Source organism: Rhodococcus sp. BP-332 (genome assembly GCF_019836065.1).
Lineage (GTDB): Bacteria > Actinomycetota > Actinomycetes > Mycobacteriales > Mycobacteriaceae > Rhodococcoides.
On record NZ_JABUEC010000002.1, the window covers coordinates 113163 to 127449 of the forward strand.

The window sequence follows — 14287 nt, forward strand, 5'->3', positions numbered from 1 at the left end:
GCGCTGCCATTCGACGTCGGAGGGCGCGGATCTTCGGTCGGGTGACCGCCGCGGTGTTGCCGCCGGGAGGAAGCCGCGACGCAGGGTGGCCGACCTGATGACCGCCTCGACCGCCCTTGCCGCGGGGTTGCCGCTGTACATAACCAACCCCGACGACTACATCCGACTGGACAAGCTGCTGCAGGTTGTCCCCGTCGCGCGCCCGCGACTCCGCACGAGAGCAGGCAGTGACGGGTGGTCGATTCCCGGCTGCACAACCACGTTCACCCCACCGCCACGAGATCCCGGTACCGCTCCACCATCGTGCCGATCACCTGATCCCCATCCGCAGCCCAGACAGCCGCGTTGAAAATCTCCACCTCCACGTCACCGCGGTAGCCGGCCTCTTCGACCCACCGCCCGATGGTGGCTAAGTCGATCACCCCGTCGCCCATCATCCCGCGGGACAGGAGGGGGTCTGCTTCCATCGGCACCAGCCAGTCGCACACCTGGTACGAGCTGATGCGGCCACGCTCCCCCGCGGTCTTGATCTGCGCCTCGAGGTCGGGGTCCCACCACACATGGAACGTGTCGACGACGACGCCCACCGCCTCCACCGGATGCGGCTCAGCCATGGCCAGTGCCTGACCCAGCGTCGAGATCACCGCTCTATCGGCCACGAACATCGGGTGCAGCGGCTCCAACGCGATGCGCACACCTCGCTCCAGCGCATACGGCACCAACTCGGCGAGCCGCTCGGACACCCGTGCCCGCGCACCGATCAGGTCGCGATCCGGGATCCCGCCCATCACCATCACGAGCTCGGAAGCCCCGAGCTCGGCGGCCTCGTCGAGCGCCCGCCGGTTGTCGTCGAGCCCGTCGTCGTCGATGGCCGTGAGAAATCCACCGCGGCACAGGGTCGACACCCGCAGCCCGGCATCGGAGATCATCTTCGCCGACTCCGTAACCCCGGCCTCCTGCACGCGGTCACGCCACGGCCCGATGGCACCGAGCCCCGCTCGCGCCGCACCCTCGACGGCCTCCTTCAAGGTCCAGTTGTTCACCGTCTTGGTGTTGAGAGACAGGCGTTCGAGACTCATGCCGACACCCCGTTCAGCTCCAGGTACACGCTCATCCGATGCACGGCCAAGGCTGGATCTGCCAGCAGCCCAGCACGATCCGCCAGGACGAACAGTTGCGTCAAGTGCTCAACACTGCGACCCGACGCCAACCCGCCGACCATCGAGAAGCCCGGCTGCTTCCCGTTCAACCACGACAGGAACGCGATGCCCGTCTTGTAGTAGTAAGTGGGCGCCGCGAAGATGTGCCGGCCCAGTTCCTGCGTCGAACGCAGAATCTCCCCGGCACGAGCAGTGTTGCCGCGATCGAGCTCCTGCAACGCCGTGGACGCCGCGGGGTAGATGCCGGCGAAGATGCCGAGCAGCGCATCGGAGTGGTGCGCACCGTCGCCCATGATGAGCTCCGGGTAGTTGAAGTCGTCCCCGGTGTACAGACGCACTCCGTCAGGCAGAGCTGCGCGCAGAGCGATCTCGTGCTGAGCGTCCAACAGCGACACCTTCACACCGTCGACCTTGGCGGCGTGCGCCTCGATCAGTCCACGGAACGTCGCGGTCGCCTCGTCCACGGACGCGCTGCCCCAGTAGCCCTCGAGCGCAGGGTCGAACATTGTTCCGAGCCAGTGCAACACGACAGGCTTATCGACCTCGTCGAGCAACGTCGAGTAGACGGACAGGTAGTCGTCGGGTGACGACGCCACCCGCGCCAGCGCACGCGAGGCCATGATGATGACCTTGGCGCCGGACTCCCGCACCACCGCGATCTGCTCACGGTAGGCATCGAGGACACGAGCGAGACCCTCCCGACCCGACGGCAACGTCGTCAAGTCGAGTTGATCAGTTCCGGCTCCACACGCGAGTAGTCCGCCCACCCGTGGAGCCTCGGCACCCGAACGTCGGATCAGCTCTGCGGTCGCGGCCCAGTCGAGGCCCATGCCGCGCTGCGCGGTGTCCATCGCGTCGGCGACACCGAGGCCGTAGGACCACAGCTCGTGCCGGTAGGCGAGGGTGGCGTCCCAGTCGATGTCGGCCGGTGCGCCGGGGGTGTTGTCGCCCGTCGTACGCGGAATGACATGTGCTGCCGCATAGGCGATGCGCGAGGTGATCGGGGAGGTGGGCTTCGTCCACTCTCCAGGCTCCCCCAGCCGATACGAGCCGTGGCCCGGCAGTGCGATGGTCGGGCGCGAGTCGACGGCGGTCACAGCGAGATCTCCGGCACGTCGAGGCGGCGGCCCTCCGCGGAACTGCGCAGGCCGAGCTCTGCCAGCTGAACACCGCGCGCGGCGGACAACAGTCCGTAGCGGTGGGGGCGCTCGGCGATGACGTCGCGCAGGAACTCCTCCCACTGAAGCTTGAAGCCGTTGTCCAGATCGGCGTTGGCCGGAACGTCGAGCCACTGGTCGCGGAAGGGTTCGGTGACGGGCAGGTCGGGATTCCACACCGGCTTGGGGGTGTGCGAGCGGTGTTGGGCGACGCAGTTACGCAGCCCTGCCACCGCGGAGCCATGAGTGCCGTCCACCTGGAACTCGACCAGCTCGTCGCGGAACACACGCACGGCCCACGACGAGTTGATCTGCGCGACAACCCCGTTCTGCATCTCGAAGATGCCGTACGCGGCGTCATCGGCGGTGGCGGCGTACTCGTTGCCCTGCTCGTCCCACCGCGTCGGGATGTGGGTGGTGGCCTTGGCGGTGACGGTCTCAACCTTGCCGAGGATGCCCTCGAGCACGTAGTTCCAGTGGCAGAACATGTCGACGACGATGCCGCCGCCGTCCTCGGCCCGGTAGTTCCAGCTGGGTCGCTGCGCGGGCTGGCCGTCGCCCTCGAAGACCCAGTAGCCGAACTCACCGCGCAGGGAGAGGATGCGTCCGAAGAAGCCCTCGTCGACCAGTCGCTTCAGCTTCACCAGTCCGGGTAGGTAGAGCTTGTCGTGGACGACGCCGGCCGTGACGCCCGCGTTCTGCCCGATGCGCGCCAGTTCGATGGCCTGCGTCAGCGTCTCGGCAGTGGGCTTCTCGGTGAAGATGTGCTTGCCGGCCTTCATGGCCGACGACAGTGCCTCCGCGCGACGCGAGGTCACCTGGGCGTCGAAGTAGATATCGATCGACGCATCGTCGATGACCGACTGAGCGTCGGTGGTGTACTCGGCGATGCCGTGCTGAGCGCAAAGATCCTGCAGCTTGGCCTCGTTGCGACCGACGAGCACCGGCTCGACCTGAACGCGCGAACCGTCCGCGAGCAGCAACCCGCCGGCGTCGCGAATCGGGAGGATGGAACGCAGAAGGTGCTGACGGTAGCCCATGCGACCGGTGACGCCGTTCATGGCGATGCGCAGGGTTCGGGTGGGGTGAGACATGGAGAGGCCTTTCTGACTGCTCGGCAGCCAGGTCTGAAGAGTGCACGACCGAGGGGAACGAGGCGCGCGAGGGCCGCGGGAGACGGTGCGGCGGAAAGTCCTGCACGCGTCGAGGGGCAAGTCAGCTTCGGAATGCGCTTTCCAAGCTATGCTGTCGAGGTCGATCGGTCAATAGGCACCGGCAGACCGCAACGATTTCGTGGGGGTGGCGAGCATGGCGGCAGTGCGATTGCGTGACGTGGCAGCGGCGGCCGGCGTCTCCCAGGCAACGGCGTCACGGGTGCTCAACGGCTCGTCGAGAGTGCCCGGCGAGGGCGTTGCCGACCGAGTACGCGCCGCCGCAGCCGATCTCGGCTACATTGCGAATGCCCAGGCCCAGGCCCTGGCGCGCTCGTCGACGGGGCTGATCGGTCTCGTCGTGCACGACGTCGCCGACCCGTACTTCTCCTCCATCGTCCGCGGCGTGCAGAACGAGGCACGTGACGCCGGCAAGCTCGTATTGCTCGCGAGCACCGAGCGCGACTTCGCCATCGAGCGGCAGTCGGTGAGCACGTTCATCTCCCACCGTGCCGACGCCATCATCCTGGCCGGATCCAGGCAGAGCGGCGACCTCGACCGCGCCCTGGAGCGCGAATTCGAGGCGTATCGGGACAACGGGGGTCGCGTCGTCGTCATCGGCCAGCCCATGCCGTTCGGAGCGGCCGTCGAGCCCGAGAACCATTCGGCATCAGCAGCATTGGCCGAGGCGCTCTACGAGCACGGCCATCGACGGTTCGCCATCATCGGCGGCCCGGGAAACATTCGCACGTCCGCGGACCGTCGCAACGGATTCGTCGAGGCACTGTGCCGCCACGGCATCACCCCGGAGATCGAGGTGGCCGGCGACTTCTCCCGCGACGGCGGCTACAGCGCGGCCCGACGCCTCGCGGCAGCCTTGGAACTCACGCCTGGTCACGGCACTCCTCCGTGCGTCTTCGCCGTCACCGACGTCATGGCCATCGGAGCCATCGCCGCGTGGCGTGAGGTGGGCTTGAGCGTTCCCGACGATGTCTGCGTCGCGGGTTTCGACGACATCCCCACCCTGCGAGACCATGTCCCGAGCTTGTCGACGGTCGCGTTGTCTCTCGTCGACATCGGCGAGCGTGCCGTGCAGCTCGCGTTCGACCCGTCCGATCGCGCCCTCGACGCGCACGAGTACGCGCCGGGAACGGTCGTCTTGCGCGCGAGCAGCGCCCTGAGCAGGTAGTTGTCCGTTTTTCTTGACACTGTGGGCGCGATCACATTAGATTCGGCCGCAGCTTCGGAAAGCGCATTCCAGCGGGAGTAGTCGGACCCGCACCACTACTAGCTTTAGGACTCCTCATGGCGGTAACAACGTCGGTCGAGGCCCCACTCGCTGCACCGTCGGCACCGCATCCCGCGCCGACGCGTCGTCGACGGTTTCCCTCGTTCCGCAACACCTGGTCCGGCTTGTGGCGGCCCCTTGCTCTCGTGGCTGCGCTCGTCGTCGCGTGGTGGGCGGTCACGACCACCGAACTGGTTGCGCCCTACATCCTTCCGTCCCCCGGCGACACTTGGTCGACGATGGTGGACAACGCGTCCTACCTCGCCGGCCACACCTGGGTGACCACCTACGAGACCATCGCGGGCTTCGTCATCGCCGGCCTGGTCGGCATCGCCGTCGCGGTGGTGATGATCTACTCGTCGTCGATCGAGAAGACGATGTACCCGCTGATTCTCTTCGCCCAGGTCATTCCCAAGATCGCCATCGCACCGCTGTTCGTCGTGTGGCTCGGCTTCGGCGCCAGCCCCAAGATCCTGGTCGCCGTCCTCATGGCCTTCTTCCCCATCGTCATCGCCGGGATGGCGGGCCTGCGGTCCGTCGACCCGGAGATCCTCGAACTGACGTCCACGATGGGTGCGAGCAAGTGGAAGACGTTCTGCAAGGTGCGCTTTCCCGCCTCGCTGCCGCAGCTGATGTCCGGCCTCAAGATCGCGGCGACGCTCGCGGTGACCGGTGCGGTGGTCGGTGAGTTCGTCGGAGCCAACGAGGGACTCGGTTACGTGATCCTCCAAGCGAACGGAAACATCGACACCGCAATGTTGTTCGCCGCCCTCATCATCATGTCTCTGCTCGGCATCCTGCTGTTCCTCGTCATCGAGATCGCCGAGAAGTTCCTCATCCCCTGGCACGCATCGCGCCGCTCCACTGCGTCCGTCGGCGCTGTGTGACCCGGCTGCCTCACCCACACCTCCTCGAAAGAAGAATCCCATGAAGCTCAAGACTGCCCTCGTGGCTGCGGTAGCCGCGTCGCTCGCTCTCGCCGGATGTGGCGGCGGCGGTGGCGGTGCGGAGAAGGCGCCCGGCGCCGACGGTGAGACCACCGCGACGTCCCTGATGCTCAACTGGTACCCCTACGGCGAGCACGCACCGTTCTACTACGGCGTGCAGGAGGGGATCTTCGCCAAGCACGGCATCGACCTCACCATCACCGCCGGCCAGGGCTCGACTAAGACCGCGCAGGCGGCCGGCTCGAACCAGACCGACTTCGGCTGGGCCGACTCCGCCGCCGTCATGTCGAACATCGACAAGGGCGTCAAGGTGAAGAGCCTGGGCGTCTTCCTGCAGACGACTCCGTCCGCCGTCCAGGTCTACGCGGACGGTCCCATCCAGACCACCGCGGACCTCGCCGGCAAGACCATCGCGGTCTCCGCCGGTGACGCGCCCACCACGACGTTCCCGATCTTCCTCGACCGCGCCGGCGTCCCCGAGGACCAGGTGCAGCAGCAGAGCCTCGACTCCGCCGGCAAGATCGCCGCGATGCTGTCCGGCCAGGTCGACGGCCTCATCGGCTTCGCGCACGACCAGGGACCGAACATCGCGAACAAGTCGGGCCGCGAGATGCGCTACCTCCGCTACTCCGACGAGGGCCTGAACTTCTTCAGCAACGGCCTCATCGCCAACACCTCCACCATCGAGAGCTCGCCGGAGCTGGTGCAGGCCATGGTCGACGCCACCACCGAATCGTTCGAGGCCGCCATCGCCAACCCGGAAGAGGCCGTGAAGGCCATGGTGGGCAAGGACCCGCAGACCCCGCCTGAGTCGGTGCTGCTGCAGCAGTGGCAGGAGACCATCCCGCTGCTCACCACCGCCAACACCGAGGGCCAGGCACCGGGCGTCAATGCTGAGGAGGACTGGACCAACACCATCTCCATCCTCGGTGACGCCGGACTGACCGAGGTCGGGGCCGAACCCTCGAAGTACTGGGACTCTTCCTTCACCTCCAGCAAGGAATGAGCGACGACATGAGCGCCCTCACCCACGAACGCCCCACCACTGTCACCGACACCGCCGTATCAGTCGAGGGTTTGACTGTTCAGTTTTCCTCCAAGCGCGGCGACGTCACCGCCCTGTCCGACGTCGACCTCAAGGTCGGCAAGGGTGAGTTCGTCTCCATCGCCGGCCCGTCGGGCTGCGGCAAGTCCACACTGCTCAAGGTGGTCGCCGGTCTGACCGGTGCCTCCCGCGGCTCGGTCGAACTGGCCGGCCGCGAGGTGAAGGGACCGCAGCGCAACATCGGCTACGTCTTCCAGCGCGCCGCGCTGCTGGAGTGGCGCACCGTCCGCAAGAACATCCTCCTCCAGGGCGAGATGCGCGGAATGAACAAGAAGGCTGCCGCGGCGAAGGCCGATCAGCTCATCGAGATGACCGGCCTGACGGGCTTCGAGGGAGCACTCCCCCACGAACTCTCCGGCGGCATGCAACAACGCGTCTCCCTCTGCCGCGCTCTACTGCACGAGCCCGAGGTGCTGCTGATGGACGAGCCCTTCGGCGCCCTCGACGCCCTCACCCGCGAGAAGATGAACGTCGAACTGCACCGCATCTGGCGGGAGACCGGCACAACGGTCATGCTGGTCACCCACTCCGTCGCCGAAGCCGTCTACCTAGCCAACCGGGTGGTCGTCATGAGCCCGAGGCCGGGAAGGATCGTGGACGTCCTCGACGTCGACCTCCCGGCGCACCGGGAGTACAGCGCGACGATGGAGAAGCCGGAGTTCATCTCCGTGGCCAACACGGTGAGGGATCTGTTGGGGGCTACGACGGGGGCGGATTGACAAGTGGTGCGATTTGCGCGAGACCGGGGTTAACGGACAATGCACACGTAGTTCCATCCAAACTTCAAGCGGTGGACACAGTCGTATTTGTGCGATAACCGTGCTACTAAAAGTTGTCACTTCGAACCCGCCTCGCAGGTCCGGTTGTCTTAGCACAGGCACTTGTCGATAAGCCCCGCCTTGGCGGTTCCATATTGGACAATTCACCAAATGCTGGATCCAATTGTCTACGAGGTCCGGTGATCCAAAACGACCGTACAACTGCTAGCCATGACCACTGGCAGATTCACGAACCTACATTCATGTTCACGGACCTACATGCATGAAAAACAACGGCAGTAGGAAATTACCCAAAGTGTTCAACACCAACAACGTCAGCTACACGGCCTCCCGGAGTCGGCGACACCCTGAGAATGGAAAGGCGAACCTCGCCACGCCGCACCTCGAAGACACAACGTTCTAGCCAGATCGACCATCGCTCGGCCTCGTTTAATCGCCCTTCTTTGCAATCTTCTGCAACTGTTCCGGTAAATAGGGGAAATACTCGTTAGCGTCCCCATAATTGTCCGATATGTCTTCATCCCCGAACCGCGGGCGCGCCTCTTCGTAGAAGGGAGTTTGAACTCGACGAACGAGGTCTACGAACCCATCAAAGTCTTTAATTCTACAATTTTCGCGTCCCATAATAGGCCCGGAGGACAGTAACCCGAGAAGGTGCGAAAGACCTTCATCTCCGATAAAACTTTTCAAGGGTAAGTTAAATCGATAACCAGTCGCCGGATCACAATCGCCTTTATGAACAATCATCCACCCGAACGGATGTCGACCATCGTCATACTGCGCAACAACGAGCGCAGGATGTGTCCTACAAGCGGTCCAGTGCATCGTAGAGGGCAGCACAATTTCGATCCGCGGTCATACCTACGTCGAAAAACACTAGGTGGCACGTCGGGGCGAATTCGCGAACTCTCAATGGGGCCGGGTAGTCGTCATCCGCTCCGAGCGCTACCGGGTAGAGAAGCACCACCTTGTCAGTTTTCAGTCCAGAGTGCCTCGCATAGGCGACCACCTGATAGATGTCGGCCCGGCGCACCCGGATTCGCTGTCCTTGAGTGGGGGTCACGTCGATGGACTCTTCAGCCTGCGATTGAACAGTCGGCAGAACGCTCTTGTACTTCGCATCGAGGACGAGCAGTGTGCCGTCCGACCTCCGGATGACGTAGTCGGGCTTCACCGGAGTCGAGCCGTTCACTTTCGAGTCGTCGATGTCCGTGACGGTTGCCCGGTAGCTGCCACGGACGCGTGAAGCACCTGGCCAGGCGTCCAGGACGTTGCGAAGCGCCTGCTCGAACAGACTGTTCAGGGACCACATGATCGCGTCTTGCGTGTGGCCCCCGATGTCGGTGCTGACATAGGTGCCGTCCAGCAGTGCCGTCGTGAAGTCCACGATCGGCGCGTAATGCCGTAGCGGACCAGAAAGATTGAGTCGTAGGGCATCCTGAGGTTGAGCAGACACGTCTCCCACGGCGTTGAAGAGGGACAGTGTGCGACGTACCAGCTCGTCCAACGCGACGCGCGCGCTCTCGATCGGGACAGCGCGGGCGAGAACTGCCACCTCCCGAAGTCCCGCCTTCACGTAACGGTTGGCTGCGGTGTCATGGGACGGCTCGGTGAAGCGTGCCGGAATGACATGTGGACGTGCCTGGGCGACGGAGCGGCTCAAGTAGCGTGCGACGTCGATGCGGCCGCGGACACGGCCCACGAGGTCCTCTTCGCGCACCACGTAGCCCCGGCGAAGCCATCGCGTCGCGAACGTGAGCACCTCGGCGACGTACCACCCGAGGAGACACGCAGCCGGCTCCGAGCGCAGCGCCGCCAGATTGGCTCGCGCGTCCTTGAGTTTCTTCCCGACGCTTTGCGTGCCGTAGGCCCAATCGGCCAAGAAGAACAAATCGAGGCCATTGATCTTGGGCGTGACGCGCAGATGGACCGGCTCTCCGGCGACATCGAGACGCGCGATCCCCGTAAAGTCAGCGGAGCGGACCGTCCACTCGCAGTCGCCAGGTGCCTTCTGGAACGAGAGACTGAGTTCTTTCCAGCGCTCCTCGCTGACGGCCGCGACCAACTCGTCCGTCGCACGCGCGGTGGACTGTTCAGCGATCTCAAGAACCGGCGCACCAAGGTCCCAGGTTGCCGTCACGGCAACCTCAGTCATTGTTTGCCGAGTCGTTCTCGGCGGCGAGCTCGGCGAGCTCGGCGAGCAACTCGACCTCGACCGCCTCCTGACCGCCGGAGACGCCATCGATTCCCAGGGTGCTGAGTACCGCCGCCAGCTTTGCGGCGTCGACTAAACCCTCAGCGGCGTACTCACGCATCAACGGGACCACCTCATAGGCGAAACGCCGAGCAAGCAGCCTGAGCGACCCTTGTTCCGTTGTCGCGTTGCCGGACGGCAGAAAGTAGGAGTGCCCGATCGCCAGTGCCGCGTTGTTGTCCTCGACGGTGAAAAGCGTCGCGGTTGCGTCGAACAGGCGGCGCGCAGCGTCGCGGTCGGACGTGCCCACCCATCCGGCTCGGTCGATGACCGTCGCGTCCGGCTCCAGGCTTATGAACGTGAACCGTCGACGCAGTGCGTAGTCGATGAGCGCGATGGATCGATCGGCGGTGTTCATCGTGCCCAGCAGGATGAGGTTCGAAGGAATTGTCATAGAGGCATCCCCTTCTACTGCATAAGGGGTCCGAACTGGAGCATCCCGATACTCCAGCGCGTACAGCAGCTCGCCAAAGACGCGGGCAATGTCAGCCCTGTTGACCTCATCGACAATCAGGATGACGTCGCACGTGCTGCCGAGCTGGGTCAGCTCCGTCGCGACGGCCGAGAGCAGGCTCAGAATGCGGTGCTCGGCGCGGAAGTTCACACCGTTGGCCGAGGGAACAGGTGCGAGCGTGCGCACGAAGTCTTCGTAGCCGTATGACGGGTGGAACTGTGCGATGTCCCAGACAGCCGAGAGGCCTAGCCTTACAACCTCGGCAGCGACGGCGTCTGGCGAGCGCTCGTTCGAGGGTAGCTCAGCGAGAATTTTAGACAGGTTGGAGTTGTCCCGGCGCCCTCCGGTCGCCCAGTCGACGTATTGGAGCGCGACGAAGGTCTTACCTGTGCCGGGAGCGCCCTGTAGAACAACTTGCTTCCGACGCTGGGCCTCCTCGTGCAGCAACCTGAGATGTGCCGGAACCGCAGCGCGGGTGGATGCCGGCACTTCGACACGGGGGCTTGCCGCAGCACGAAACTCTTCCTTGGTTAAGCCGAACCAGCGGTTTGCCTTCCAGAGCAGCGCAAGCTCGGTCGGGTCGCCTCGCTTGGCCACTGCGGGACTGACTTGACCTCGAATACGCTCAAGGAGGAACTCAATGACCGCAGGCACGAATTGCGCAGTCGGAAGAAATTTCGAAGCTCCAACGATCGTGGCCCCGTGCTTCTCCGGCGTGAACAGTGGCACAGATGCCGCTTGATTAAGCAGGGTCGACGCCCCCTTACGGGCGTTCGCGCCCACGTCAAGGGCAACGAACGAATGCTCCACGACGTCGGTTGAGAAACCAGCTGGATCGAAGTGACCGGCTGGATCAACGAGAGTATCTTCCACCACCCGAGCGATTCGCGGCTCAGCCCAGACTCGAGCTGCCCATGCCAGCGCGTTGGCGGTAGCGTCGTCGCCGGCCTTAGCCGCGCGGAGCCAAGCGTCCTCAAGCAGCCGATCGTCGCGGAAGAGGAACAGGCTCCTCACCCAGGAGGCGGCGCTCTCGGCGCTGTTCCGAACCGCGATGTCGGTGACTTGCTGCAAACTCATCCCCGCTGAGACCTGATTAGCCGTCAAAGTGAGACTCGCGAGGGTGGTGTTCCTAGTTAGAGACATGTTATCGAGTCCAACTTCCATGGGGCGATGCTATCGGCGCCACTCAGGGGTTGCTCGGATCTGCTGGATGTGGCGGGTCCGACTTCCGACTGCGCCTGCAGTGGGTCATCAAGATCTGATGTAGGCTCACTCTCAAGATCTAATTGGAGGATACGCAGTGACAACAATTGGTGAACCTGCACGGTCGCGCGCGACGGCCGTGCAGGCGCTTCGCGAGGCGCAGGACGCGCCGCCGCTTCCGACGGTCGAAGGTGGGTTCAAGACCCTATACGCGGATCCGCCGTGGCAGTTTCAAAATCGGACGGGCAAGGTCGCCCCTGAGCATCGGAGACTTGATCGTTACTCGACCATGTCGCTAGACGCAATCAAAACCCTCCCCGTCGCCGATCATGTCGCCAAGGACGCACACCTCTATCTTTGGGTGCCGAATGCATTGCTGCCAGAAGGTCTTGAGGTCATGAAGGCGTGGGGCTTCAGGTACGTCTCGAATATCATTTGGGCCAAACGCCGCAAGGACGGGGGCCCGGATGGCCGTGGCGTCGGCTTCTACTTCCGCAATGTGACGGAGATTCTTCTATTCGGCGTTCGCGGCTCTATGCGCACGCTGCCGCCCGCCAGGTCGCAGGTCAACATGGTGGAGACGCGCAAGCGGGAGCACTCCCGCAAGCCCGACGAGTTCTACCCACTCATTGAGGCGTGCTCACCAGGCCCATACCTTGAGATGTTCGCGCGTCGCGCGGAGCCAGGCTGGCATGCGTTCGGAGACGAAGCGTCGGAGGAAATCGAGCCTCGCGGGCGCGAGCAGCGCGGTTACAAGGGAGGCGAGATTGACCGCACCTGGCAACCTAATGAGGCACCTACCCTTGCTCCGCATCAACGAATTGACGAAGTCCTCACCGACGAGCTGGCCAAGCTCACTCGGGTTCTTTACGAGTCCGGTCAGAGCATACGGGACATCTCCGAGTCGACGTCGTACAGCATTCAACGGGTGCGGACCCTCCTCCAGCACGCAGGCGTCGATCTACGCCCCCGCGGAGGCAGTCACTGACGTTCATGCCTAATTGTTAGGGCTTCTCTCAGAAGTCCACCATTCTGGCACCCGGCGACGACACTGGCGACCTGATTATCGGCTTGACGAAGTGCAAACTTCGAACGCATTAAGACACGCAAGATCCAATTGTATTCCAATTACCGCATTTACAGCCAAATTGCCAGCCAGCCATCTGAGGTTGCATGCCTGATCGCCAGCCCTCCCAAACAGGAGTCGGCCGCAGGTCAACATCGCCACCGCGATGGGTATGTCTGGTTAATACCTCAAGACCCGCCTAGACGTTACATCCTTGACGGCAGATTCGGCCCCTGGAACAGACTTTAGCGCCCGCTATCGCTGTCGACGATCACCGCCAATGAGACAAGCCCCTATTGCTGGCGCGGAGCTCCGGACAGCGGTGGCGTCCGCCCATCCGCACCCGACCCGCACCGTCACGCGAGTGCTCCGCCGCAGTAGGTTGCCGCTATACCTGCAGAAGCAGAACACAAGGACCGGTGCGCACGAGCACTAGTAGAAGGTATGTAATTGCCTGCTGAAGTCGATCGAAACCAGAGCAATTGCTCGCTTTCTAGGCCAAACGCCTAGGCCTGCGGCGCATTTAAGATCGCAGCATATCCGGTGCACGGGAGGGTTATAGTTAGCGTTTCGGGATGCATGACGATAATAGACCCGCTTCGGCCGGTTGCATCGCCCAGCAGCAAGCTGGAATTGTCCAGACAAAACCCCTATTGGCAAACCATACCCTACACATGCCATACCCGCCCAGGCAATTGCCGTGCATAGGTACCGTCACCAATTGCCGGTGGAACAGTGAATACAGACCGTAAAAACGAGAAGGTCCTGAGATGGAGCTCCGCCTTTGAACAAATAGGACAGATATTCCTCTCAAAGTTGGATTAGACAGCGGACTGAATCGGAGGGTCGCGTCAACGCGCTGCTTACCTATTACAGCAGCGGTGGCTCGATCTGAGTGCCGGCGTAAAGCAGTTGCATCTCGAAGTTATACTTGGAGACGGCGGTGGCATAGACATCCGAGAAACGCTGAAAAGATTCTGACGCGGTCGCACCAGTGGCACTGTAGAGAGTCTGAGCGGCCAGGGTGAACGACTCGACAGCACCGCGCAAGCCGTCGACGCGCTCTGTCACAGAATCGGGTGGATCGCGCTGATCCAGGATGCTGGCGTAGGAATCCATGGTGTTACCGAATGACGACACGTACGGGCCGACCGACGCATAAGACTCGCTGCCGGAGCTGAGTGCGTCTCGGAAGCTGCGGAGTTCTATGATCGCAGCTTGGGCCAGTCGTGCTGCTGGGTCGATCTTCTCGGTGTACGACTTTGTTTCACGTGTTTGTTCGATTGCGTCGGCCCGATCCTTAGCTTCTTGCTCTCGCCGGTCGGCCTCGGCCAACGCATCACGTTGCGCATCCGCTTCTCGAATCTCGGCCAACACTGGAGAGTCGGCCGGCAGCATCTCTCTAATGCCTTCGTCTTCCGGCTTCGCGATCCGGAGTGTGACGACGTCCTCTGGGTCGAATTGTTCGCCGGCCGAGGGCGTCTGCTGCACCACCGCCCAGTTGCTATCCATCAGGGGTTCACGATCATTGAGTGCGTCGACGTCCTCGACGTTCTCGAAACCGCCGTCACGCAGTGCGTTGTGCGCGTCGTCCAAGCGAAGCCCGGCAACGCGGGGTACTTCGACGGGATCACTACCGCACGCCGCCAACAGCAGAGAAAGCGAGATAGCCGCAGCAGTGATGACCTTGGCTTTTGGGTGCACCAGTCCCCCTTGTAGAGTT

11 protein-coding genes are annotated in these 14287 nt (G+C 63.4%); 5 read left to right on the top strand and 6 right to left on the bottom strand.

The window, feature by feature from the left end; all coding sequences use genetic code 11:
* Window positions 1-263 precede the first annotated feature (263 nt).
* From HQ314_RS06340 to HQ314_RS06350, 3 genes are read right to left on the bottom strand one after another with little or no spacing between them, the layout of a single operon-like run.
* Window positions 264-1079, bottom strand: a complete 816-nt coding sequence (locus HQ314_RS06340) for a sugar phosphate isomerase/epimerase (RefSeq protein WP_222649614.1) — start codon at window positions 1077-1079, stop codon at window positions 264-266.
* A complete protein-coding gene (locus HQ314_RS06345; RefSeq protein ID WP_222649615.1) occupies window positions 1076-2257 on the bottom strand; it encodes a dihydrodipicolinate synthase family protein in 1182 nt (393 codons plus the stop codon). The genes HQ314_RS06340 and HQ314_RS06345 overlap by 4 nt, the downstream gene beginning before the upstream one ends.
* Window positions 2254-3411 (bottom strand): Gfo/Idh/MocA family protein, encoded by a 1158-nt coding sequence (locus HQ314_RS06350; protein ID WP_222649616.1) that lies wholly within the window; start codon window positions 3409-3411, stop codon window positions 2254-2256. The genes HQ314_RS06345 and HQ314_RS06350 overlap by 4 nt, the downstream gene beginning before the upstream one ends.
* Before the next feature lie 214 nt (window positions 3412-3625).
* On the opposite strand from HQ314_RS06350, the gene HQ314_RS06355 reads away from it, so the two are divergent.
* The 4 genes from HQ314_RS06355 to HQ314_RS06370 all read left to right on the top strand — a co-directional run bounded on the left by HQ314_RS06355 (window position 3626) and on the right by HQ314_RS06370 (window position 7527).
* A complete protein-coding gene (locus tag HQ314_RS06355; protein WP_222649617.1) occupies window positions 3626-4657 on the top strand; it encodes a LacI family DNA-binding transcriptional regulator in 1032 nt (343 codons plus the stop codon).
* Between the two features lie 116 nt (window positions 4658-4773).
* Window positions 4774-5643, top strand: coding sequence for an ABC transporter permease (locus HQ314_RS06360; protein ID WP_027504835.1), 870 nt, complete (start codon window positions 4774-4776; stop codon window positions 5641-5643).
* A gap of 40 nt (window positions 5644-5683) precedes the next feature.
* Window positions 5684-6709 (top strand): ABC transporter substrate-binding protein, encoded by a 1026-nt coding sequence (locus HQ314_RS06365; protein ID WP_027504834.1) that lies wholly within the window; start codon window positions 5684-5686, stop codon window positions 6707-6709.
* An 8-nt stretch (window positions 6710-6717) separates the two neighbouring features.
* A complete protein-coding gene (locus HQ314_RS06370; RefSeq protein WP_222649618.1) occupies window positions 6718-7527 on the top strand; it encodes an ABC transporter ATP-binding protein in 810 nt (269 codons plus the stop codon).
* An 865-nt stretch (window positions 7528-8392) separates the two neighbouring features.
* On the opposite strand, the gene HQ314_RS06375 is transcribed toward HQ314_RS06370, so the two are convergent.
* Together HQ314_RS06375 and HQ314_RS06380 are read right to left on the bottom strand one after the other, a co-directional pair.
* The gene (locus tag HQ314_RS06375) at window positions 8393-9727 is read right to left on the bottom strand and encodes an McrC family protein (protein WP_222649619.1); all 1335 of its coding nucleotides are present in this window, start codon (window positions 9725-9727) and stop codon (window positions 8393-8395) included.
* A 7-nt stretch (window positions 9728-9734) separates the two neighbouring features.
* Window positions 9735-11459 (bottom strand): McrB family protein, encoded by a 1725-nt coding sequence (locus HQ314_RS06380; protein ID WP_222649620.1) that lies wholly within the window; start codon window positions 11457-11459, stop codon window positions 9735-9737.
* Between the two features lie 136 nt (window positions 11460-11595).
* On the opposite strand from HQ314_RS06380, the gene HQ314_RS06385 reads away from it, so the two are divergent.
* A complete protein-coding gene (locus HQ314_RS06385) occupies window positions 11596-12486 on the top strand; it encodes an MT-A70 family methyltransferase (RefSeq protein WP_308119279.1) in 891 nt (296 codons plus the stop codon).
* A gap of 948 nt (window positions 12487-13434) precedes the next feature.
* On the opposite strand, the gene HQ314_RS06390 is transcribed toward HQ314_RS06385, so the two are convergent.
* Window positions 13435-14268, bottom strand: a complete 834-nt coding sequence (locus tag HQ314_RS06390; RefSeq protein WP_222649621.1) for a PASTA domain-containing protein — start codon at window positions 14266-14268, stop codon at window positions 13435-13437.
* Window positions 14269-14287: the final 19 nt, after the last annotated feature.

Bases quoted from the DNA above. Each gene is read 5' to 3' on its own strand.
- HQ314_RS06360 (WP_027504835.1), top strand. From the start codon at position 4,774: ATGGCGGTAACAACGTCGGTCGAGGCCCCACTCGCTGCACCGTCGGCA.
- HQ314_RS06380 (WP_222649620.1), bottom strand. From the start codon at position 11,459: ATGGAAGTTGGACTCGATAACATGTCTCTAACTAGGAACACCACCCTC.
- HQ314_RS06370 (WP_222649618.1), top strand. From the start codon at position 6,718: ATGAGCGCCCTCACCCACGAACGCCCCACCACTGTCACCGACACCGCC.
- HQ314_RS06340 (WP_222649614.1), bottom strand. From the start codon at position 1,079: ATGAGTCTCGAACGCCTGTCTCTCAACACCAAGACGGTGAACAACTGG.
- HQ314_RS06350 (WP_222649616.1), bottom strand. From the start codon at position 3,411: ATGTCTCACCCCACCCGAACCCTGCGCATCGCCATGAACGGCGTCACC.
- HQ314_RS06365 (WP_027504834.1), top strand. From the start codon at position 5,684: ATGAAGCTCAAGACTGCCCTCGTGGCTGCGGTAGCCGCGTCGCTCGCT.
- HQ314_RS06355 (WP_222649617.1), top strand. From the start codon at position 3,626: ATGGCGGCAGTGCGATTGCGTGACGTGGCAGCGGCGGCCGGCGTCTCC.